This window comes from Morganella morganii (genome assembly GCF_019242955.1).
Lineage (GTDB): Bacteria > Pseudomonadota > Gammaproteobacteria > Enterobacterales > Enterobacteriaceae > Morganella > Morganella sibonii.
This window is the reverse complement of record NZ_CP066129.1, coordinates 3,835,487-3,858,874: the sequence shown is the minus strand read 5'-3', so window position 1 is coordinate 3,858,874 and position 23,388 is coordinate 3,835,487. Positions and strand designations below refer to the sequence as shown.

The following is a 23,388-nucleotide window of genomic DNA, read 5'->3' as shown; positions in this document are numbered from 1 at the left end:
ACTTGCTTTAACCTTGTTTTTGACATCCCGATCAAAGGTAATGGTTTATGATAGCAGCGTTTTTTTATATTTTGTGATTGTACTGTAAAAAAGCCGCAAATAAACGGCTATCTGTAAAGTGACGATTTTTTTATCATTAGATCGTTTTCAGCACTTGTCATTTGCGGCATTTTTGCGTAAAATCCGCGCCCTATTGTGAATAATTTTATAGTGCACTCTGAGAATCAAATTTTATGGGGTGTGCGGAAAGCGGAGTTAATATGTACGCGGTTTTCCAAAGTGGTGGTAAACAACACCGGGTCAGCGAAGGTCAAATCGTTCGCTTGGAAAAGCTGGACATCGCAACAGGTGAAACTGTTGAGTTTGACCAGGTTCTGATGGTTGCAAATGGTGAAGACATCAAGATCGGCGCTCCAGTCGTTGAAGGTGTTAAAATTAAAGCTGAAGTGGTTACACACGGTCGCGGCGATAAAATTAAAATCGTTAAGTTCCGTCGTCGTAAACACAGCCGGAAACAGCAGGGCCACCGTCAGTGGTTCACTGATGTTAAAATCACCGGTATCGCTTAAGTTAATAGGAGAGCAGATCAATGGCACACAAAAAGGCTGGCGGCTCGACTCGAAACGGTCGCGATTCTGAAGCAAAACGTCTGGGTGTAAAACGTTTCGGTGGTGAAGCTGTATTAGCAGGCAGCATCATCGTTCGTCAGCGTGGTACTAAATTCCACGCAGGCAACAACGTAGGTTGCGGTCGCGACCACACTCTGTTCGCGTTAGCTGACGGAAAAGTAAAATTCGAAGTTAAAGGCCCGAAAAACCGTAAATTCATCAGCATCGAAGCTGAATAAGTTTTTCACGTCTTAACCGAGTCCGAAAGCCCTGCAAACCTTTTGCAGGGCTTTTTATATGCGTAAAACGTCATCCCGGGTCATACTGAACCGGTAGTCCGGACACGGCAACGTTACGGAGAAAAGTAATGAAATTTGTAGATGAAGCTAAAATCTTGGTTGTGGCAGGAGATGGCGGCAACGGATGCGTGAGCTTCCGTCGCGAAAAATATATTCCGAAAGGCGGACCAGACGGCGGAGACGGCGGTGATGGCGGTGATGTATACCTCCAGGCCGATGAAAACCTCAATACCCTGATTGATTACCGTTTTGAAAAATCATTCCGTGCTGAGCGGGGTCAAAACGGCCAGAGTCGTGACTGTACCGGTAAACGGGGCAACGATATCACGATTAACGTGCCTGTAGGCACCCGTGTGCGTGATATGACCACCAACGAGATACTGGCGGACATGTTGCAGCACGGACAGCGCCACATGGTTGCCAAGGGCGGATTTCACGGCCTGGGTAACGCACGCTTTAAATCTTCCGTTAACCGTGCACCGCGTCAGCGCACCATGGGTACCCCGGGCGAAACCCGTGAACTCATGATGGAACTGATGCTGCTGGCTGACGTCGGGATGCTGGGGATGCCGAATGCCGGTAAATCCACCTTTATCCGTTCTGTCTCTGCGGCAAAACCAAAAGTGGCGGATTATCCGTTCACCACGCTGGTACCGAGCCTGGGTGTGGTGCGGATGGATAACTCACAGAGCTTCGTGGTCGCGGATATCCCGGGGCTGATCGAAGGCGCATCTGATGGTGCCGGCCTGGGTATTCGTTTCCTGAAACATCTGGAGCGCTGCCGCGTGCTGCTGCACCTGATCGATATCTGCCCGGTGGATGAAAGTGATCCGGTGGAAAACGCGAAGATCATTGTCGGTGAACTGGAAAAATACAGTGAGAAGCTGGCAGAGAAGCCGCGCTGGCTGGTCTTCAACAAGGTCGATCTTATTGATCCGGAAGAAGCGAAAGCCCGTTCTCAGGCGATCGCGGATGCGCTCGGCTGGGATGAAAAATTCTATATGATCTCCGCAGTCAATCACGAAGGCGTGAAAGCACTGTGCTGGGATCTGATGGAATTCCTCAACACCCATGCCCGTGAAGCAGTTGCCGAAGTACCGGCCGCAGATGCGAAAGTGGACTTTATGTGGGACGATTACCACAAAGAGCAGCTTGAGCAGACGGAAGATGATGATGACTGGGACGACGACTGGGATGAAGACGACGAAGAAGGTGTCGAATTTATCTGGAAGAAATAATCGTCAGAGTTCTGAATAAAAACCCGATAGTTGGTTACCCGACTACCGGGTTTTTTTATGGATGAGGGAATGAGGGCTGTATTGCGATTCTCACCGAAAAAATAAATTCTGTTTATGTTAATCACGGTATTTTTATTGCACCCGCATGAATAAGATGGTGAACTTAAGGTAAATTTTCTTTTGTCATAAGGACGACAAGTGGCCAACATCATCTATCTGTCAGTAACCGGTAATAAACAAGGATTAATTTCCCGGGGGGCTTCAACGATTGATTCGATCGGAAATAAATATCAGTCGGGACATGAAGATGAAATACTGGTGTTTGAAGTTTCCTCCGGTATGTCGATGGGACAGAATGTCAATTTTCAGCCGCTGGATATCCGTAAACCGATTGATAAGTCATCCCCGCTTCTTGCTCAGGCGCTGACAAATAATGAAATATTGGCGTGTGATTTTTCATTTTACCGCACTGGGATGAACGGCAGTATGGAATTATATTACAAAATAAAACTGACCGGAGCTGCAATTGTCAGTCTTAACTGTTTCTATCCGAACTCTGTTACACATAACGATTCACAACCGGAAGAAAGTCTTTCAATCCGCTTTAAGTCCATAACATGGGATCACGTTATGGCAGGAACCAGTTCTTACAGTATCTGGGATGACAGGAGTTTCTGATGCCAACAGCCCGTGTATTATCGACGCAACCCGCTTACAACCGTGAATTCGATGATTATTGCAATAAGCTGAAAACGCTTTCTGAACGCGCGGCATCCTATCTTTTATATGACCCGGAAGTAAAAATAATTTACCGTGAGAATATCCGTAAGGCAATAGCGTATCTGCGGGAAGAATTTTACCGCAAGCGGAGTTCAGCGGAGGATCATTATGCTTACAGGCAAGGCCGGGATAATGCGTTTAATGGTCTTGTTTATTTGTACCAAAGTGAAGAGGCTGATTACCAACGTGGCAGACGGAATGACTGGTCTGTTTATGAGGCAACTGAACAATTTGAAGAGCAAGGATGGGTTTTTTATGCAAAAAAGACAGGTGAAATTATTGGTGGTGTACTTCAGGTTGCAGGTGGGTATTTAACATTCAGAACCGGACAAATGATTAGGTCAAATAGATTAAAAGGAATCGGTGTATTAGCTATTATAACCGGAGGTAGTAATATAGTAGAGCATGGAAATATATTGATGTATGATTTTACCAAAGGAAAATACGGCGGTAATGATCTTAATTTTTTACAAAATACGATGGCTGATATTTCTGAATATGCAGGGTATAGCAGGCATAGTGGAGAGTTGGCCTATAAATTTGTAGATTTTGGTGTCAATGTTTATCTTTCATTTGGTGCCTTGGTTAAGTTAAAAAATCCAAACAGATTATTACACCTTCCTGTACCTACCCGAAATGGTGTTGTTTATCCAACAGCAATGGAGCGATGGTTTGGCGACAAAGGTGGGTATTTTTTATGGCATGCATTTCGTTCTGACTTTACATATAAATTTAAGCAGATGTATAGGCCTGTATTTCTGTATCAATCGGGCATGGCTGCATATAAGCTTAAGGTGATTATATCCGAATTGATTGATGACTAGCGGATTGAAGTAAGAAAATATTTTTTGTATAAATTACAGAAATAACTTAGTGATAATTTTAAGCATAGTAGTATACTCCCGAATAAATATACAGAAATAAATAAATAAACAAGGAGTGATGCTAAAAACGAAAATATAATATCTATATAAATAGGATCATTATTTACGCTTTGGAATAGCAGTACTATAAAAAAAGAAACTGCAGTCGCATGAAGTGTTGCCAAGATATTTGACTTTATACTAATGTAACCAATGTTATACCTTGCTTTCTTTAATCTTTTTTTGTCTTTCTTAGTTAACATTTTCATTCCTATGTAAACTATGTTATTAAGCGTCAAATACTGGTATTTTCTCAGTTATACCTGTAATGGCACTCTTTTTCAATACAAACTAAACTCTGTTATTGGTAATAAAAAATAATTTTTATAAAAAATAATACGTTCTGATTTCAACTTTAACTTTAAAGTTAATCAAGTGTCCAGATTTTTTCTTTATAATACAAGGGTAGCAGTCAATAAACTTATATTTTTACTTCCTGGGTGCACGAATGATTAATATTTTTTTCAGCGCTATTTATTAAGTTAATGAAAAATACTGTTTTTCAATCATACACCATCACTTGAATGATTTCGTAAAGCGCCCCTTTTCTGAGTGAAATGATGGATTGTGGTAGTCAGCCTGTTTTGATGCTTCTCTTATCAAAGCAAAGCCCGGCACTTGTACCGGGCTTTGTTGTCAACTCAGTAATTACGGTATAAATCTTTATACAAATGCCCCTCAAAGCGGACCAGCGGCACACGGCGGCTGCGCTGCTGGGCAGGCGGGACAGCATAAGCGGAAATAAACTGCACGAACGCAATGCGCTGTCCGCTGGCGGTGGTGAGGAACCCGGCCAGGTTATACACACCCTGTAGTGAACCGGTTTTGGCTGAAAGTTTGCCGTTAACGCCTGCTTCTGTCAGGCCGCCGCGGTATTGCAGTGTGCCGTCATAGCCGGAGAGCGGCAGCATTTTAATGAATTGCAGCTGATCATCATGTTTGGCTATAAATTGCAGCACTTCCATCATGGTCGCCGGGGTGATCAGATTATGGCGTGATAACCCGGAACCATCCACCATCACGGTATTGCCCATATCAATGCCGGCTTTCTCTTTCAGAACCTGACGGACAGCCTGCTGGCCGGAACGCCAGGTGCCGGGCACACCGTAATAGCTGCGCCCGATAGTGCGGAAAACTTCATCGGCAATCATATTGTCGGATTTTTTCAGCATTTTGGTCAGCAACGCGTGCAGCGGGGCGGATTGTGTCTGTATCAGCACGGTGCCGGGTTGTTCCGGATGAGTCTGACGGCGGACATTACCGTTCAGGGCAATTCCGGCGTGAATCAGTTCATTTTTGACGATAGCTCCGGCGTAGCTTGCACCGTTCTGCACTCCGAATGCCAGCGGCAGCGGCTCGCTGCGCTGATTCATACAGCCGGTGATGGTATAGCGGTTCAGTTCACCGGGCACCACATCCAGTTCGCAGAAACGTCCTTCGGCAGAGCCGCGCTCCAGGGTTTTGACTTCACTGAACATATTGACCGGGTAGTAATCCGCCGTGCGGATATACGCGGTATCCCCGGGTTTATCACCGGGGTGCAGCGTTACCGAAAAGCAGTTACGGTCAATAATGGCAGCTCCCGGCGGGGCGCTGAAGCACTGGGTTAAATCATTCCACACCCAGCCCGGTGCTTTGTCATGACTGGCAAATGCAGATATGTCGATCACCAGATCACCATCAATAGCCTGTACCCCGGCTTTGCGCAGTTCATTGACCATATTGCGGATCTGCTGACGGGTAAGGGTCGGATCACCGGTAAAACGGGTGATTAAATCCCCTTTCAGGGTGGTACCATCAAGATGTCCTTTGGTTTCCAGACTGGTGGTGAAGCGGAAATCCGGTCCCAGCTGTAACAGTGCGGCCAGCGCCGTTACCACTTTCTGGGTACTGGCGGGCAGGGCCATTTGTTGTCCCTGGTATTCCACGATTGGCTGAGCATCGCCTACCCGCTGTGCAATCATTGCCAGGTTTGTGCCGGCGGGCAGATATTGGGTATATTCCTCAACCGGAGTAGCTGCTGCACCTGCAGCCAGTAATACTGATAATCCCGTTGCATACGAGAGCCGGGTAAAAACATTCATTGAGCGACCTATCCATCACAATCCGGGGTGAGAGCCCGTTATACTAAAGCCACGGGCCGGTAAAAGTAAACGATGACCCGCATTGCGCTCCGGGATAGAATACCGGAACAGGATCTCAGTTCAGCCCGCGCGGATAACGCGTCAACCGCGCTGACAGCATCCGTAGTGCGATGGCCGTATCAGCGCAAATTTACACGGTTTTACTTAATAGTAGTGTGCCACATATGGTGCATAAGGTACTGTTATCGTTTAATCAGGATGATATGACTATTACTTAGGAATGATTCAGAGGTAGAGAATGAAACAAATCCCTATGACGGTACGCGGCGCAGACCAACTGCGTGAAGAATTAGAATTTCTCAAAAATGAGCGCCGTCCGAAAATTATCGCTGATATCGCGGATGCCCGCGAGCACGGCGATCTGAAAGAAAACGCAGAATACCATGCAGCACGTGAGCAGCAGGGTTTCTGTGAAGGCCGCATCCAGGAGATCGAAGCCAAGCTCTCCAATGCGCAGGTGATTGATGTCACCAAAATGACCAACAACGGCCGGATTATTTTCGGTGCGACAGTCACGGTTTTTAACGTCGCAACGGATGAAGAACAGACTTACCGTATCGTGGGTGATGATGAGGCTGATATCAAATCAAACCTGCTGTCAGTAAACTCCCCGATTGCCCGCGGCCTTATCGGCAAAGAGGTTGACGACGTGGTTGTCATCCAGACACCGGGCGGTGAAGTTGAGTACGAAGTGGTAAATGTGGAATACCTGTAAGCAGTGCCGTAAAAAAACAGCACAATACGGATATTTCATCAGAAAAATGCAGTGAAAGGCATTTTTACTGAACTTTACATTCAGGTGGCTGAGCACAGAGTCTGCCGGGATATGAAGAAAATCTGAAAGGAATGCCACCGGCCGGACGATATCGTCAGAAATCATCTGCCGGTGGCATTTTTTTATAAATATGCAATTATCATTTAGGTAAAATGATCTTCCGGGCTTCCGACGGGCGGTAGAGCACCAGAATTTTACCGATAATCTGCACATTGTAAGCACGGGTTTCACGCACAATCGCATCAGCGATCAAGGTTTTCATTTCACGGTCTTCGCCCGCGATTTTAACTTTGATAAGCTCATGATGTGTAAGAGCCACTTCAGTTTCTGCGAGTACGCCTTCAGTCAGCCCGTTGTTGCCAATCATGACAACCGGGTTCAGATGATGAGCGAGCGCTTTCAGGTGCTGGACTTGTTTTTTAGTGAGGTTCATCGTTTTTTTTGCTTAATAACTATTGAAAACGGTGTATTCTACCGCCATATCATGCTTATCACCATCATTAGGTGAGGAGTACTGTCTGCGGTAACAGGACTTTTGTCCGGTTATGCGAAAAAACTGAGTCAGAAATAACAGGTTAGTCGGAAAACACAATGGCCAATAAAAAACGTTCAGCAAGCTCCGGGCGCTGGTTACAGGAACATTTTAGTGATAAATATGTTCAGATGGCGCAGAAAAAGGGGCTTCGCTCTCGTGCCTGGTTTAAGCTCGAAGAAATTCAGCAGGGCGATAATATTTTCAGACCGGGTATGACTATTGTGGATCTGGGTGCTGCACCCGGCGGCTGGTCACAATATGCTGTTAATCATATCGGGCAGTCCGGGCGTGTTATTGCCTGTGACCTGTTGCCGATGGACCCTATCGTCGGCGTGGATTTCCTTCAGGGCGATTTCCGTGACGAAAACGTGCTTAAAGCTCTGCTGGGGCGCGTGGGAGATAAAAAAGTCCAGGTTGTTATGTCAGACATGGCACCAAATATGAGCGGAACACCGGCTGTTGATATTCCGCGCGCGATGTATCTGGTTGAGCTGGCACTTGATATGTGCCGTTCTGTTCTGGCACCGGGGGGCAGTTTTATTGTTAAAGTCTTTCAGGGAGATGGCTTTGACGAGTACCTCCGGGAGGTTCGCTCCCTGTTCACGAAAGTGAAAATCCGTAAACCCGATGCTTCGCGGGCCCGATCGCGTGAAGTATACATTGTAGCGACAGGGTGGAAAGTGTAGTACCCTGTGCGTTATTTGTTAACACAGATGTAATAAGAGGTTAATCCCTTGAGTGACATGGCGAAAAACCTAATTCTCTGGCTGGTCATCGCAGTAGTGCTGATGTCGTTGTTCCAGAGTTTTGGCCCAGGCGATTCAAACAGTCGTAAGGTGGACTACTCTACCTTCATCACTGAGTTAGCACAGGATCAGGTGCGCGAAGTCCGTATTTCCAATCGTGATCTTAACGTCAGTAAAAAAGACGGCTCCAAATACACGACGTACCTGCCGATGCAGGACAATCAGCTGCTTAACACCATGCTGAACAAAAACGTTGCTGTGGTCGGTGAACCACCGGAAGAGCCGGGTATCCTGACAACCATCTTCATTTCCTGGTTCCCGATGCTGCTGTTGATCGGCGTCTGGATCTTCTTTATGCGCCAGATGCAGGGCGGCGGCGGTAAAGGTGCGATGTCCTTCGGTAAAAGTAAGGCTCGTATGCTGACCGAAGATCAGATCAAAACCACCTTTGCGGATGTGGCCGGTTGTGATGAGGCCAAAGAAGAAGTCGGCGAGCTGGTGGAGTATCTGCGTGAGCCGAGCCGCTTCCAGAAACTCGGCGGTAAAATTCCGAAAGGTATTCTGATGGTGGGGCCTCCGGGCACCGGTAAAACCCTGCTGGCAAAAGCGATTGCCGGTGAGGCAAAAGTACCGTTCTTCACCATTTCCGGTTCTGACTTCGTCGAAATGTTCGTGGGTGTGGGTGCGTCCCGTGTCCGTGATATGTTCGAACAGGCGAAGAAAGCAGCTCCATGTATCATCTTTATCGATGAAATCGACGCCGTCGGCCGTCAGCGTGGTGCGGGTCTGGGCGGTGGTCACGATGAACGTGAGCAGACGCTGAACCAGATGCTGGTTGAGATGGATGGTTTCGAAGGTAACGAAGGTATTATCGTTATCGCGGCAACCAACCGTCCGGATGTGCTTGACCCTGCGTTACTGCGTCCGGGCCGTTTCGACCGTCAGGTCGTGGTCGGTCTGCCGGATGTGCGCGGCCGTGAGCAAATCCTGAAAGTGCATATGCGCCGTGTGCCGTTATCGCCGGACGTTGAACCGTCTGTGCTGGCACGTGGTACACCGGGCTTCTCCGGTGCGGATCTCGCTAACCTGGTGAACGAAGCTGCGCTGTTTGCGGCGCGCGGTAACAAACGCGTTGTAACCATGGTCGAGTTCGAAAAAGCAAAAGATAAAATCATGATGGGTGCGGAGCGCCGCTCTATGGTGATGACAGAAGAGCAGAAAGCCTCGACTGCCTACCATGAAGCCGGTCACGCGATCATCGGTCGTCTGGTGCCGGAGCATGACCCGGTACACAAAGTGACCATTATTCCGCGCGGACGTGCGCTGGGTGTGACCTTCTTCTTACCGGAAGGGGATCAGATCAGTGCCAGCCGTCAGAAACTTGAAAGTCAGATTTCCACCCTGTACGGCGGTCGTCTGGCGGAAGAGATTATCTACGGGCCGGAAAATGTGTCCACAGGCGCATCCAACGACATCAAAGTGGCAACGAACATTGCCCGTAACATGGTGACGCAGTGGGGCTTCTCTGAAAAACTGGGGCCATTACTGTATGCGGATGAAGACGGTGAAGTATTCTTAGGCCGTTCTGTGTCAAAAGCACAGCACATGTCTGATGAAACTGCCCGGACTATCGATGAGGAAATCCGCGGGCTTATTGAGCGCAACTACAAACGTGCGCGTCAGATCCTGATGGATAACCTGGATATCCTGCACACCATGAAAGATGCATTAATGAAATATGAAACCATTGATGCACCACAGATTGATGATCTGATGAACCGTGTGCCGGTCCGCGAACCTGCGGGCTGGGAAGGTGACAAGCCGAAAGCGGATACCCGTCCGCCGGAAAGCAGTAACCAGGTTCCGGTTCAGGAAGCACCTGAATCATCAGATGACAACGATGCTGCGCCGTCTGAAGACGACAACAAGCAGTCATAATTCATCATTCAGTTGTATGAAGCAGTAATATGAAAAACCCGGCGGAAAATCTGCCGGGTTTTTTTATATCTTTATCCCGCCGGAGTCAGGCATTACAATCACATCACGATTTGAATAATAAACAGTAAGAAGGCCGGATTATGAAACTTACCGCACGCGGTCAGACGCTCTCACTGGCAACGCCGCAGGTGATGGGGATCCTCAATGTGACCCCGGATTCATTCTCAGACGGCGGTACACACAACACCCCCGCCAAAGCACTGGAACATGCCCGGAAAATGATTGCCGAAGGTGCAACGATTATTGATATCGGCGGCGAATCCACCCGTCCCGGAGCTGCCGAAGTAAGTCCGGAACAGGAAGCGGAGCGGGTTGTCCCGGTTGTGGCGGCGATTGCCCGTGAGTCGGATGTCTGGATTTCGGTGGATACCTCAAAAGCTCTGGTGATCCGCGAAGCCGCAAATGCCGGTGCTCATATTCTCAATGATATCCGTTCATTCAGCGAACCCGGTGCATTACAGGCGGCTGCACAGAGCGGTCTGCCGGTCTGTGTGATGCATATGCAGGGGGAACCGCGTACCATGCAGCATGCACCGCACTATCAGAATGTGGTGCGTGAGGTTTATGCGTATCTTGAAGAGCAGGTGGCGCGTTGCACGGCCGCCGGTATTGAAAAAAATCATATAATTCTCGATCCGGGTTTCGGTTTCGGGAAAACACTGGCGCATAATTACCAGTTATTGGATAAATTAGACGTATTTCATAATCTGGGATTACCGGTTCTTGCCGGAATGTCACGAAAATCTATGATTGGCCAGCTGATGGATATTCCCCCGGATGAACGGGTTGCCGGCAGCGTGGCCTGTGCGGTGATCGCCGCGATGAAAGGTGCGCAGATTATCCGTGTTCATGATGTGAAAGAAACTGTCCAGGCCATGAAAGTGGTGGAAGCAACCCGTTTAGCGAAGGAAACAAACGACAATGAGTGATCGCAAATACTTTGGTACTGATGGCATCCGCGGAAAAGTGGGTGACAGCCCGATTACCCCTGATTTTGTGCTCAAACTGGGCTGGGCGGCCGGGAAAGTGCTGGCACGTCACGGCTCACGTAAAATTATTATCGGCAAAGATACCCGTATTTCCGGCTATATGCTGGAATCCGCCCTGGAAGCCGGGCTTGCTGCCGCAGGGTTATCCGCCTCTTTTACCGGCCCGATGCCGACACCGGCGGTCGCTTATCTGACCCGTACTTTCCGTGCGGAGGCGGGTATCGTGATCTCTGCCTCTCATAACCCGTATTATGATAACGGTATTAAATTCTTCTCTATCGACGGCACCAAACTGCCGGATCACGTGGAAGAAGCCATTGAAGCTGAAATGGAAAAACCGCTGACCTGCGTGGAATCCGCCGAACTGGGCCGTGCCAACCGCATTGTGGATGCCGCCGGTCGTTATATTGAATTCTGTAAAGGCACATTCCCGAATGAACAAAGCCTGAACGGGCTGAAAATGGTGATCGACTGCGCACACGGCGCAACCTATCACATCGCACCGAACGTATTAAGCGAGCTGGGTGCGGAAGTCATTGCTATCGGCTGTGATCCGAACGGTATCAACATTAATGAAAAATGTGGTGCGACAGATGTCCGCCAGTTACAGGAACGTGTTCTGGCTGAAGGCGCGCATGTCGGTCTGGCCTTTGACGGCGACGGCGACCGCCTGATCATGGTGGATCACCTGGGTGAGAAAGTGGACGGTGACCAGATCCTGTTTATCATTGCCCGTGAAGCGCTGCGTCAGGGACAACTGCGCGGCGGTGCTGTCGGTACACTGATGAGTAACATGGGGCTGGAACTGGCACTGAAACAGCTGGGTATTCCGTTTGAGCGCGCGAAAGTCGGCGACCGCTATGTGCTCGAAAAACTCCAGGAAAAAGGCTGGCGTCTGGGTGCGGAAAACTCCGGTCATATCATCCTGCTGGACAAAACCACCACCGGTGACGGTATTGTGGCCGGCCTTCAGGTACTGAGTGCCATGGTACGCAACAACATGAGCCTGCATGACCTGTGCAGCGGCATGAAACTGCTGCCGCAGGTACTGGTGAACGTCCGTTTTGCCGGTCAGCACGACCCGCTGGCAAGCGAGGAAGTCACCCGTGTGGCACAGGAAGTGGAAAAAGAACTGAACGGCAAAGGCCGTGTGCTGCTGCGTAAATCCGGTACTGAACCGCTGATCCGTGTGATGGTGGAAGGGGAAGATGAAGCGCAGGTCACTGCAATGGCAAACCGTATTGCAGACGCGGTGAAACGCGTATAATTATTTATGATGTGAATGACAGAGCCGGAAAAACTGATTGCGGTTTTCCCCCGGCTCTGTCAGAATCCGCCCCTTATTGTTGTTTTTTTCCGCAACCGATGCGCCGGGCTTAAAATAGACTTGCGTGTCCGCGTTTGTTTGGTTAGTATTCTGACCCGCTCAGCAAGGTAATTTATTTTACCGGTGAGTGTGCAGATTGATACCGAATCAGTCGGTATACCGTACGAGGAATAGGTACACGTTTATGTATACAGCTCTCTTAGTCGTTTTCTTACTTGTTGCGATCGCCCTGGTGGGTATGATCTTAATGCAGCAGGGGAAAGGTGCGGACATGGGTGCTTCGTTCGGTGCAGGCGCGTCTGCAACACTGTTTGGTTCTTCGGGTTCAGGTAACTTTATGACCCGTACCACAGGCATTTTAGCAACACTGTTTTTTGTACTGAGTTTAGTCCTGGGTAATATGACCAGCAATAAAACCGGTACAGGCAGCAAGTTTGATAATCTCGCTCAGCCGGTGCAGACAGAACAGAAAACAGATGTTCCCGCAGCACCAGCAGCTCCTAACAGCGATATTCCGCGCTGATTGTTGCAAGTCTGAAGTAAAAGTTTTAAACGGGATTGATACACACCATCAGTCAGTCCCGTAAAAAAGAGCAGTTCAGTGCCGAGGTGGTGAAATTGGTATACACGCTACCTTGAGGTGGTAGTGCCTACAAAACGGGCGTACGGGTTCAAGTCCCGTCCTCGGCACCATTTAGTTTCACACTTGCGTTTTGCAGGTGATCAGCGTAGAATTTTTCACGTTTCGAACGCGGGATGGAGCAGCATGGTAGCTCGTCGGGCTCATAACCCGAAGGTCGTCGGTTCAAATCCGGCTCCCGCAACCACTTCTTATAACAAATCGTTTTTTCCAATGTTGATTGTATCAACAACTCTTACGTTATCCCTGATTTGGAAAAAAGATTAAGAAGTGTGATGTACACAGGGTCCAGTTGCATAAAGCCCCGAAATTTCGGGGTTTTTTGTTATCAGTCAACAGAGATACTGGGCGTTATGCCCTTTTTTTATGTCCCGGGGGTGGTCTTGTCCACATTAGAGCAGAAATTAACAGAGATGGTCACTGCACCTGTCGAAGCACTCGGTTTTGAGCTTGTCGGCGTGGAGTTTATCCGCGGCCGCGTGTCAACACTGCGTATTTTTATTGATAGTGAAGAGGGTATCACTGTTGATGATTGCGCGGACGTGAGCCACCAGGTCAGTGCCGTTCTTGATGTTGAAGATCCTATTACGACCGTTTATAACCTTGAGGTTTCATCTCCGGGTATGGAGCGACCGTTATTTACGGCAGAACATTATCAGCGGTTTACCGGTGAGGAAGTCTCACTGACTTTACGAATCGCAATGCAGAACCGTCGCAGATGGCAGGGTATTATCAAAGCCGTTGACGGTGAAATGATCACGGTTACAGTGGATGGCAAAAACGAAGTGTTCGCACTTGGCAACATCCAGAAAGCTAACCTGGTACCCCACTTTTAATATAAAGTTCAAAAGAGGCAACTAGGATGAATAAAGAAATTCTGGCTGTTGTTGAGGCAGTTTCTAACGAAAAATCGCTTCCTCGTGAGAAAATTTTTGAGGCACTTGAAACTGCGCTGGCAACCGCCACCAAGAAAAAATACGAACAGGAAATTGATGTTCGTGTTGAAATTGATCGTAAATCCGGTGATTTTGATACCTTCCGCCGCTGGGTGGTGGTAGAAGAAGTTACTCAGCCGACCCGTGAAATCACACTGGAAGCGGCTGATTATGAAACACCCGGCATTCAGTTAGGCGAATATATCGAAGATCAGATTGAATCTGTCACCTTCGACCGTATCACCACTCAGACCGCCAAACAGGTTATCGTACAGAAAGTGCGTGAAGCCGAACGTGCGATGGTGGTTGATCAGTTCCGCGAGCAGCAGGGCGAAATCATCACCGGTGTGGTGAAAAAAGTGAACCGCGAAAACATTACCCTCGATCTGGGGAATAATGCGGAAGCGGTCATTATGCGCGAAGATATGCTGCCGCGTGAGAACTTCCGTCCGGGTGACCGTATCCGCGGTGTTCTGTATGATGTCCGTCCGGAAGCCCGTGGTGCGCAATTATTTGTGACCCGTTCCCGTCCGGAAATGCTGGTCGAATTATTTAAAATCGAAGTGCCGGAAATCGGCGAAGAGATTATTGAAATTAAAGCGGCTGCCCGTGATCCCGGTTCCCGTGCGAAAATCGCGGTGAAAACCAATGACAAACGCATCGACCCTGTCGGGGCATGTGTGGGAATGCGCGGCGCCCGCGTTCAGGCCGTTTCCGGTGAGCTGGGCGGCGAGCGGATTGATATCGTGTTGTGGGATGACAACCCGGCGCAATTCGTGATTAATGCAATGGCTCCGGCAGATGTTGCATCCATTGTTGTCGATGAAGACAAATGCACAATGGACGTTGCTGTGGAAAGCAGCAACCTTGCACAGGCCATTGGCCGTAACGGCCAGAATGTGCGTCTCGCTGCACAACTGCTGAAAAAACATCGTGGTGATGACAAATGGGAACTGAACGTCATGACTGCGGAGGAACTTAACGCGAAACACCAGGCGGAAGCACACGCTTCCATTGAAACTTTTGTTAAGCATCTCGACATCGATGAAGATTTCGCAACCTTATTAGTGGAAGAAGGTTTCTCCACACTGGAAGAACTGGCCTATGTGCCGGTCAGCGAACTTCTGGAAATCGACGGCCTCGAAGAGGAAACCGTTGAAGTTCTGCGCGAACGTGCAAAAGCCGCTTTAACAACGCTCGAACTGGCACAGAAAGAGAGCCAGTCAGGTACCACACCGGCGGATGACTTGTTAAACCTTGAAGGCATGGATCGCACACTGGCATTCACCCTGGCTTCCCGTGGTATTTGTACCCTTGAAGATCTCGCAGAGCAGGGTATCGATGACCTCACAGATATCGAAGGTCTGACTGATGAGAAAGCAGGTGAGCTCATCATGGCAGCGCGTAATATCTGTTGGTTTGGCGACGATGCATCTTAATTTGTAGCGGGAAGGAGCAGCATGACAGAATCGGTAAAATCACTGGCAGACGAAATTCAGACATCCGTAGAGCGCCTGGTACAGCAGTTTGCTGATGCCGGCATCAACAAAACGGCGTCTGATAACGTTTCCCAGCAAGAGAAAGAGGCCCTGCTGGCCCATCTGAACCGCGAGCAAGGCGGGGCAAGTCAGCCGGGTAAATTAACACTTCAGCGCAAAACTCGCAGTACGCTGAGTGTTCCGGTAACCGGTGGCAAGAGCAAATCGGTTAATATTGAAGTCCGCAAAAAACGCACATATGTAAACCGCGATGCCGCTGAACAGGCAAAAGCCGCGGAAGAGCAGGCACAGCGTGAAGCGGAAGAGCAGGCAAGACGCGAAGCTGAAGAGCAGGCCCGTCGTGAAGCCGAAGAAAAAGCCAGACAAGAGGCGCAAGCCAAACGTGAGGCTGAAGAAAAGGCAAAACGCGAAGCGGCAGCAGCGAAAGTAACTGAACAAGCGGCAGAACCGGCTAAGCGTGAAGCAGCGGAAAAGAATAACGTGAAAGAAAATAAAGCGAAATCAGCCCCGGCTGATACCCGGGAAAACAGCGAAAAAGTGCGCCGCGAAGCCGAAGCCGCTGAAATCAAACGCAAAGCTGAAGAAGAACAGCAGCGCAAACTCGAAGCTGAAGTAAAACGTGCAGCAGAAGAAGCACGCCGTCTGGCCGAAGAAAACGGCGAGAAATGGTCTGCTCCTGTCAGCGAAGAAACTGAAAGCGCGGACTATCACACCACCACCTCTGCTCACGCCCGTGAGGCGGAAGATGAAAGTGATGCGAAAGTTGAAGGCGATAACCGCGGCCGCGGCCGTGGCGCGAAAAACGTCCGCCAGAAGAAAAACAACCGTCACTCTGAGAAAGCCGATCGCGAAGAAGCCCGTGCGCAACTGCCGCGCGGTAAGAAACAGCGTAAAGGCAGCTCACTGCAGCAGAGCTTTAACAAGCCGGTTGCAGCGGTTACCCGTGATGTGGTTATCGGTGAAACCATCACTGTTGGTGAATTAGCCAACAAGATGGCAGTGAAAGGTTCTCAGGTCATTAAAACCATGATGAAGATGGGCGCGATGGCGACTATCAACCAGGTGATTGACCAGGAAACCGCACAGCTGGTTGCCGAGGAAATGGGTCACAAAGTTATCCTGCGCCGTGAGAACGAGCTGGAAGAAGCGATCCTGAATGACCGTGATATGGGCGAAACTCAGGCTGAGCCGCGTGCACCGGTTGTTACCATCATGGGTCACGTTGACCACGGTAAAACCTCATTACTGGACTATATCCGTTCCACCAAAGTCGCCTCCGGCGAAGCGGGCGGTATTACCCAGCATATCGGTGCATATCATGTGACTACCGATAAAGGCGCTATCACGTTCCTGGATACTCCGGGACACGCCGCGTTTACCTCCATGCGTGCCCGTGGTGCGCAGGCAACGGATATCGTTGTTCTGGTGGTTGCAGCGGACGATGGCGTGATGCCGCAGACTATCGAAGCTATCCAGCATGCGAAAGCAGCCGGTGTGCCGGTTGTGGTTGCGGTGAACAAAATTGATAAACCGGAAGCCGATCCGGATCGCGTACGTAATGAACTGTCTCAGTACGGCATCCTTTCTGAAGAGTGGGGCGGTGAGACTCAGTTCATCAGCGTTTCCGCGAAGAAAGGTATCGGTATCGACGATCTGCTCGACGCTATCCTGCTCCAGGCTGAAGTTCTCGAACTGAAAGCAGTACGTGCGGGTATGGCAAGCGGTGTGGTTATCGAATCTTACCTCGATAAAGGCCGTGGTCCGGTCGCGACTATCCTGGTACAGAGCGGTACACTGAACAAAGGCGATATCGTCCTGTGCGGCTTTGAATACGGCCGTATCCGTGCGATGCGTAACGAACTGGGTCAGGATATCACCGAAGCGGGTCCGTCTATTCCGGTGGAAATCCTGGGTCTGTCCAACGTACCATCTGCCGGTGATGAAGCCACTGTTGTCCGTGACGAGAAGAAAGCCCGCGAAGTGGCACTCTATCGTCAGGGTAAATTCCGTGATGTCAAACTGGCCCGCCAGCAGAAAGCCAAACTGGAAAACATGTTTGCCAACATGGAAAGCGGTAAGGTTTCTGAGCTGAACATCGTTCTGAAAACCGATGTTCAGGGTACCTGTGAAGCTATCACCGATTCACTGATGAAACTGTCGACTGACGAAGTCAAAGTGAAAATCATCGGTTCCGGTGTCGGTGGTATCACTGAAACTGACGCCACACTGGCTGCGGCATCCAACGCGATTATCCTTGGCTTTAACGTCCGTGCGGATGCATCAGCACGCCGCCTGATTGAAAGCGAAAGCGTTGACCTGCGTTACTATTCCGTTATCTACAGCCTGATTGATGAAATCAAACAGGCAATGAGCGGGATGCTGGCGCCGGAATTCAAACAGGAAATCATGGGTCTGGCAGAAGTCCGTGATGTGTTCCGTTCACCGAAATTCGGTGCAATCGCCGGTTGTATGGTGACTGAAGGGACTATCAAACGTAACAACCCAATCCGCGTTCTGCGTGACAACGTGGTTATCTATGAAGGCGAGCTGGAATCTCTGCGCCGCTTCAAAGATGACGTCGCTGAAGTCCGTAACGGGATGGAATGTGGTATCGGTGTCAAGAACTACAATGATGTCCGCCCGGGCGACATGATTGAAGTCTTCCAGGTGATTGAAGTCAAACGTACTATCTGATCACCTGACGGTATGACATAACATGATATAATTGGGGGGCTTATGGCCCCCCGAATTTTCAGGAGAGAAACTATGGCACGAGAATTCAGCCGTACTCAGCGCGTTTCACAGGAAATTCAGAAAGAAATTGCGATTATCCTGCAGCGTGAAATTAAAGATCCCCGTGTGGGTATGGTAACCGTATCGGGTGTGGATTTATCCCGCGATATGGCCTATGCCACAGTATTTGTCACCTTTCTGAACTTTATGGATGAAGACCATAACTCTGAACAGGTGAAAACCGGCATTAAAGTATTAAATGATATTTCCGGCTACATCCGTTCCCTGTTAGGGAAAGAGATGCGTCTGCGCATTATCCCGGAACTGAAATTTGAATATGACAGTTCTCTGGTCGAAGGGATGCGTATGTCCAACCTGGTGTCTGATGTGATCAAACATGACCAGGATATGCGTAAATCTGCGGACGACAAAGAGGGTAATTGATGGCACGCCGTCGTCGTGGCCGTGAAATCAACGGCATTGTGCTGCTGGACAAACCGCAGGACATTTCATCCAATGATGCATTACAGAAGGTCCGCCGTCTGTTTAATGCCAGTAAAGCCGGTCACACCGGCGCGCTCGATCCGCTGGCGACTGGTATGCTGCCGGTCTGCCTCGGTGAAGCGACCAAATTTTCGCAGTTTCTGCTGGATTCCGACAAACGTTACCGTGTGATTGCCCGTCTGGGACAGCGTACAGATACCTCAGACTCGCATGGTGAGGTTATCAGTGAGCGCCCGCTGACATTCACTGCGGAACAGCTTGCGGCCGCCCTGGAGTCATTCAGGGGCGATACCATGCAGGTGCCGTCCATGTATTCTGCTCTCAAGCATCAGGGACGTCCGCTGTACGAATATGCCCGCAAAGGGATCACCATAGAGCGGGAAGCCCGCCCGATCACGGTGTATGAACTGCTGTTTATCCGCCATGAAGGGGATGAGCTGGAGCTGGAAATCCACTGCTCGAAAGGCACTTATATCCGCACTATTATTGATGATCTCGGTGAAAAGCTTGGCTGCGGGGCACATGTGATCATGCTGCGCCGGTTGCAGGTGGCCACGTATCCGTCAGAACGGATGGTGACACTGGAGCAGCTTCAGGAAATGCGCCGGGTCGCGGATGAATCAGAAACACCGCTGGAAACCGCGCTGGACCCGTTGTTACTGCCGATGGATACCGCTGTGTCACATTTCCCGCAGGTGAACCTGACGGATGTGACCGCCGGATATTTTAAGCTGGGACAGCCGGTACGGGCGCCGCACGAACTGGCACCACAGACACTAACCCGCGTGACACAGGGTGACGAAGACCGTTTTATCGGTCTTGCAGTGATCAGTGATGACGGGCTGGTGGCACCACGCCGCCTTGTTGTGGAATACACCGAATAAGCATCGCCGCATCTTGCGTTCAGGGCGCAGGCGGCGTAGAATAACGCGGCAATTTCCCTGAGATGCTGAATTAGAGATCGGCACTCAATTTTATTAATCAAAGTATATTTGGAGTTCTATTATGTCTCTAAGCACTGAAGCTAAAGCGAAAATTGTCGCTGATTTCGGTCGTGGCGAAAACGACACCGGTTCAAGCGAAGTTCAGATCGCGCTGCTGACTGCACAGATCAATCACCTGCAAGGTCACTTTTCTGAGCACAAAAAAGATCACCACAGCCGTCGTGGTCTGCTGCGCATGGTAGCTCAGCGTCGTAAGCTCCTGAACTATCTGAAAGGCAAAGATTTAGCAAGCTACACCTCAATTCTTGAGCGTCTGGGCCTGCGTCGCTAATTCAGACAAGTTTCAGTGGAAAGGGGCCGACGGCCCCTTTTCTTCTGAATGCGGCTATTGAGCTGTTGCCGCAATAATAACGATTCTTCGGTACAGCTATTCGCGCGGCTAATGAGAGCACTTTCCGGCAGAAGGAAAAGGTTGTCATTAGTCGCGAGGATGTATCTGAAGGAACCATTTCACTACTTACCCCTGCCGGGGTGAGAGACCCAGAAGGATATTATTTTGTTAAATCCGACAATCCGTAAATTCCAGTATGGTCAGCACACTGTCACTATTGAAACCGGCATGATGGCCCGTCAGGCGACAGCAGCTGTAATGGTTAACATGGACGACACCGCGGTATTCGTTACCGTTGTCGGCCAGAAAAAAATGAAACCGGGCCAGGACTTCTTCCCGCTGACCGTAAACTATCAGGAGCGTACTTACGCTGCCGGCCGTATTCCGGGAAGTTTCTTCCGTCGTGAAGGCCGTCCGGGCGAAGGCGAAACCCTGATCGCACGTCTGATTGACCGTCCGTTACGTCCTCTGTTCCCGGAAGGTTTCCTGAACGAAGTTCAGATCATCGCAACCGTGGTATCTGTGAACCCGCAGATTAACCCGGATATCGTGGCAATGATCGGTGCCTCAGCGGCGCTGGCACTGTCCGGTATTCCGTTCAACGGCCCGATTGGTGCGGCACGTGTTGGTTTCATCAATGACCAGTATGTTCTGAACCCGACCACTGACGAATTAGCGGTAAGCAAGCTGGATCTGGTTGTTGCCGGTACCAAAGGTGCGGTTCTGATGGTTGAATCAGAAGCGCAGCTGCTGACTGAAGAACAAATGCTGGGTGCGGTCGTGTTCGGTCACGAGCAGCAGCAGATTGTTATCGAAAATATCAACGCACTGGCAGCTGAAGCCGGTAAACCTAAATGGGACTGGCAGCCTGAGCCTGTTAATCAGACTCTGCATGACCGCGTTGCTGAGCTGGCTGAAAAAGCCCTGGGTGATGCTTACCGTATCACTGAGAAACAGGATCGTTATGCGCAGGTTGATATCATCAAAGATGCAACCATCAGCGCACTGGAAGCTGAATTTGCCGCACGCGGTGAAGAGCTGACCAGCGAACTGAAACATGAAATCAGCGACATCCTGTCTGCGGTTGAAAAATCGGTTGTCCGTACCCGTGTACTGGACGGCGAGCCGCGTATCGACGGCCGTGAAAAAGACATGGTCCGTGCACTGGATGTCCGCACCGGTGTTCTGCCGCGTACCCACGGTTCTTCTCTGTTCACCCGTGGCGAAACTCAGGCGCTGGTAACAGCAACTCTGGGTACTGCCCGTGATGCACAGACCCTGGATCAGGTGATGGGTGAAATCACTGATACCTTCCTGTTCCACTACAACTTCCCTCCGTACTGCGTGGGTGAAACCGGTATGGTCGGTTCACCGAAACGCCGCGAAATCGGCCACGGCCGTCTGGCGAAACGTGGTGTGCTGGCAGTGATGCCGTCTCAGGAAGAATTCCCGTACACCGTACGTGTGGTGTCAGAAATCACTGAATCCAACGGTTCTTCTTCTATGGCGTCAGTCTGTGGTGCATCTCTGGCACTGATGGATGCAGGTGTTCCTGTGAAATCAGCGGTTGCCGGTATCGCGATGGGTCTGGTGAAAGAAGGCGACAAATACGTGGTTCTGTCTGATATCCTCGGTGATGAAGATCACCTCGGCGATATGGACTTTAAAGTGGCGGGCAGCCGTGACGGTATCAGTGCCCTGCAGATGGATATCAAAATCGAAGGTATCACCAGCGAAATCATGCAGGTGGCTCTGAATCAGGCTAAAGGTGCGCGTCTGCACATCCTGGGCGTGATGGAACAGGCTATCAACTCACCACGTGCTGATATCTCTGAGTTTGCACCGCGCATCCACACCATCCGCATCAATCCGGACAAGATCAAAGACGTTATCGGTAAAGGCGGTTCTGTGATCCGTGCCCTGACCGAAGAAACCGGCACCACTATCGAAATCGAAGATGACGGTACTGTGAAAATTGCTGCGACTGACGGTGATAAAGCGAAAATGGCTATCCGCCGTATCGAAGAAATTACCGCAGAAGTGGAAGTCGGCCGTATCTATAACGGTAAAGTTGTCCGTATCGTTGATTTCGGTGCTTTCGTAGCTATCGGCGGCGGTAAAGAAGGTCTGGTGCATATTTCTCAGATCGCTGACAAACGCGTTGAAAAAGTATCAGATTATCTGGAAATGGGTCAGGAAGTACCGGTTAAGGTACTGGAAATCGACCGTCAGGGTCGTATCCGCCTGAGCATGAAAGAAGCGGTCAGTCAGGATGCTGCTCCGGCTTCAGATGCAACCTCTGATGCAAATAACGCTGAATAAAATTTGACGTAAGGCATGGCGTCCTGTAAAAAGGGCGCCATTCGGCAAAAAAAGCAAAAATGCACTCGGTTATTGTCAGTCAGAGGATTATCCTTTCAGGGATCTGACTTCGGGAGTAGGAAATGAATTTTTTTCTGCGTTGGTGGAGCATTGCAGCTATAATTTTTATCGCAGGATGCAGCAGCGGTAAAAAATGGCACTCCGGGGATTTACTTGCAGTACCCCTGCAGCCATCATTACAGCAGGAAGTGATCCTCGCCCGAATGGAACAAATACTGGCAAGCCGGTCATTAACTGAGGATGAGTACGCCCAGCTGCTTTATCAGCGTGGTGTGTTGTACGACAGCCTCGGATTGCGTGCATTGGCGCGTAACGATTTTACTGTTGCGTTATCAATGCGTCCGGATATTCCGGAGATATTTAATTACCTGGGCATTTATTTTACGCAGGCAGGCAACTTTGATGCTGCCTATGAAGCGTATGATTCTGTATTAGAGCTTGATCCAACTTATAACTACGCGCGTATGAACCGCGGTATTGCCCTGTATTACGGGGGCAGGTATCCGGTAGCGCGGGATGATTTGCTGGCGTTTTATCAGGATGATCCAAACGATCCGTTCCGCTCGCTGTGGCTCTATCTCACCGATAAAGAGATAGATCCGAAGAAAGCACTGACCGATTTACGTCAGCGCTATCAGCAGGCGAAAGGCGGACAATGGGGCTGGAATATTGCTGAATTCTATCTCGGCGACATCAGTGAAAAGACACTGCTTGATCGGCTGAAGGAATTCTCAACGGATAACACTTCGCTCGCTGAACATCTCAGTGAAACCTACTTCTATTTAGGTAAATACTACCTGAGTCTGGGGGATACGGACAGCGCTGAAACGCTGTTCAAGCTGACGGTTGCCAACAACGCACACAATTTCGTTGAGCACCGCTACGCATTGTTGGAATTAGCTCTGTTAGGTGATGAAGAACAGGACCTGACGGATTCAGATCCACAATAGCTGACGAACACACTTCAACCCGTTAATTTTTCACCATCGCGGAAGTGA

Annotated in this window: 21 protein-coding genes and 2 tRNA genes; 21 read left to right on the top strand and 2 right to left on the bottom strand. The window is 49.8% G+C overall.

Annotation, left to right across the window (positions count from 1 at the left end):
* Positions 1–260: 260 nt before the first annotated feature.
* The 5 genes from rplU to JC793_RS18030 all read left to right on the top strand — a co-directional run bounded on the left by rplU (position 261) and on the right by JC793_RS18030 (position 3,749).
* The gene (gene rplU / locus JC793_RS18050; protein WP_004241383.1) at positions 261–569 is read left to right on the top strand and encodes a 50S ribosomal protein L21; all 309 of its coding nucleotides are present in this window, start codon (positions 261–263) and stop codon (positions 567–569) included.
* Positions 570–589: 20 nt separating this feature from the next.
* Positions 590–847, top strand: a complete 258-nt coding sequence (gene rpmA / locus JC793_RS18045) for a 50S ribosomal protein L27 (RefSeq protein WP_046894268.1) — start codon at positions 590–592, stop codon at positions 845–847.
* 128 nt (positions 848–975) lie between these two features.
* Positions 976–2,145, top strand: coding sequence for an Obg family GTPase CgtA (gene cgtA / locus JC793_RS18040; RefSeq protein ID WP_107680082.1), 1,170 nt, complete (start codon positions 976–978; stop codon positions 2,143–2,145).
* Positions 2,146–2,343: 198 nt separating this feature from the next.
* Positions 2,344–2,823 carry an Hcp family type VI secretion system effector gene (locus JC793_RS18035; protein WP_218426942.1) on the top strand — a complete coding sequence of 160 codons (480 nt, stop codon included), beginning with the start codon at positions 2,344–2,346 and terminating at the stop codon, positions 2,821–2,823.
* Positions 2,823–3,749 carry a DUF4225 domain-containing protein gene (locus JC793_RS18030; RefSeq protein WP_218426940.1) on the top strand — a complete coding sequence of 309 codons (927 nt, stop codon included), beginning with the start codon at positions 2,823–2,825 and terminating at the stop codon, positions 3,747–3,749. The genes JC793_RS18035 and JC793_RS18030 overlap by 1 nt, the downstream gene beginning before the upstream one ends.
* Positions 3,750–4,489: 740 nt before the next feature.
* On the opposite strand, the gene dacB is transcribed toward JC793_RS18030, so the two are convergent.
* Entirely contained in the window at positions 4,490–5,932 is a 1,443-nt protein-coding gene (gene dacB, locus JC793_RS18025; RefSeq protein ID WP_218426938.1) for a serine-type D-Ala-D-Ala carboxypeptidase, read from the bottom strand.
* Positions 5,933–6,230: 298 nt separating this feature from the next.
* Here dacB and greA point away from each other — a divergent pair, with 298 nt between their 5' ends.
* Positions 6,231–6,707 carry a transcription elongation factor GreA gene (gene greA / locus JC793_RS18020; protein WP_107680078.1) on the top strand — a complete coding sequence of 159 codons (477 nt, stop codon included), beginning with the start codon at positions 6,231–6,233 and terminating at the stop codon, positions 6,705–6,707.
* 199 nt (positions 6,708–6,906) lie between these two features.
* On the opposite strand, the gene yhbY is transcribed toward greA, so the two are convergent.
* Positions 6,907–7,200 (bottom strand): ribosome assembly RNA-binding protein YhbY, encoded by a 294-nt coding sequence (gene yhbY / locus JC793_RS18015; RefSeq protein WP_046894275.1) that lies wholly within the window; start codon positions 7,198–7,200, stop codon positions 6,907–6,909.
* Positions 7,201–7,358: 158 nt separating this feature from the next.
* On the opposite strand from yhbY, the gene rlmE reads away from it, so the two are divergent.
* The 15 genes from rlmE (at position 7,359) to nlpI (ending at position 23,340) form a co-directional block, all read left to right on the top strand.
* Positions 7,359–7,988 carry a 23S rRNA (uridine(2552)-2'-O)-methyltransferase RlmE gene (rlmE, locus tag JC793_RS18010; RefSeq protein WP_004234546.1) on the top strand — a complete coding sequence of 210 codons (630 nt, stop codon included), beginning with the start codon at positions 7,359–7,361 and terminating at the stop codon, positions 7,986–7,988.
* A gap of 48 nt (positions 7,989–8,036) precedes the next feature.
* Positions 8,037–9,986 (top strand): ATP-dependent zinc metalloprotease FtsH, encoded by a 1,950-nt coding sequence (ftsH, locus tag JC793_RS18005; RefSeq protein WP_218426936.1) that lies wholly within the window; start codon positions 8,037–8,039, stop codon positions 9,984–9,986.
* 140 nt (positions 9,987–10,126) lie between these two features.
* The gene (gene folP / locus JC793_RS18000; protein WP_218426934.1) at positions 10,127–10,975 is read left to right on the top strand and encodes a dihydropteroate synthase; all 849 of its coding nucleotides are present in this window, start codon (positions 10,127–10,129) and stop codon (positions 10,973–10,975) included.
* A complete protein-coding gene (gene glmM, locus JC793_RS17995; RefSeq protein WP_004241391.1) occupies positions 10,968–12,302 on the top strand; it encodes a phosphoglucosamine mutase in 1,335 nt (444 codons plus the stop codon). Before folP ends, glmM begins: the two co-directional genes overlap by 8 nt.
* Before the next feature lie 244 nt (positions 12,303–12,546).
* Positions 12,547–12,885 carry a preprotein translocase subunit SecG gene (gene secG / locus JC793_RS17990; RefSeq protein ID WP_015422312.1) on the top strand — a complete coding sequence of 113 codons (339 nt, stop codon included), beginning with the start codon at positions 12,547–12,549 and terminating at the stop codon, positions 12,883–12,885.
* An 80-nt stretch (positions 12,886–12,965) separates the two neighbouring features.
* Positions 12,966–13,055: transfer RNA gene (locus JC793_RS17985), tRNA-Leu, on the top strand.
* 57 nt (positions 13,056–13,112) lie between these two features.
* Positions 13,113–13,189, top strand: a tRNA-Met gene (locus JC793_RS17980).
* Positions 13,190–13,385: 196 nt separating this feature from the next.
* Positions 13,386–13,838, top strand: a complete 453-nt coding sequence (gene rimP, locus JC793_RS17975; protein WP_218426932.1) for a ribosome maturation factor RimP — start codon at positions 13,386–13,388, stop codon at positions 13,836–13,838.
* A gap of 26 nt (positions 13,839–13,864) precedes the next feature.
* A complete protein-coding gene (gene nusA / locus JC793_RS17970) occupies positions 13,865–15,376 on the top strand; it encodes a transcription termination factor NusA (RefSeq protein WP_046894278.1) in 1,512 nt (503 codons plus the stop codon).
* 21 nt (positions 15,377–15,397) lie between these two features.
* The gene (gene infB / locus JC793_RS17965) at positions 15,398–18,130 is read left to right on the top strand and encodes a translation initiation factor IF-2 (protein ID WP_166708776.1); all 2,733 of its coding nucleotides are present in this window, start codon (positions 15,398–15,400) and stop codon (positions 18,128–18,130) included.
* Positions 18,131–18,202: 72 nt separating this feature from the next.
* Positions 18,203–18,613 (top strand): 30S ribosome-binding factor RbfA, encoded by a 411-nt coding sequence (gene rbfA / locus JC793_RS17960; protein WP_046894280.1) that lies wholly within the window; start codon positions 18,203–18,205, stop codon positions 18,611–18,613.
* A complete protein-coding gene (truB, locus tag JC793_RS17955; RefSeq protein ID WP_214095912.1) occupies positions 18,613–19,557 on the top strand; it encodes a tRNA pseudouridine(55) synthase TruB in 945 nt (314 codons plus the stop codon). The genes rbfA and truB overlap by 1 nt, the downstream gene beginning before the upstream one ends.
* A 121-nt stretch (positions 19,558–19,678) precedes the next feature.
* The gene (gene rpsO, locus JC793_RS17950; RefSeq protein WP_025152377.1) at positions 19,679–19,948 is read left to right on the top strand and encodes a 30S ribosomal protein S15; all 270 of its coding nucleotides are present in this window, start codon (positions 19,679–19,681) and stop codon (positions 19,946–19,948) included.
* Between the two features lie 225 nt (positions 19,949–20,173).
* Positions 20,174–22,330, top strand: coding sequence for a polyribonucleotide nucleotidyltransferase (gene pnp, locus JC793_RS17945; protein WP_107680074.1), 2,157 nt, complete (start codon positions 20,174–20,176; stop codon positions 22,328–22,330).
* 122 nt (positions 22,331–22,452) lie between these two features.
* Entirely contained in the window at positions 22,453–23,340 is an 888-nt protein-coding gene (gene nlpI / locus JC793_RS17940) for a lipoprotein NlpI (RefSeq protein WP_046894283.1), read from the top strand.
* The last annotated feature ends 48 nt before the right edge of the window (positions 23,341–23,388 follow it).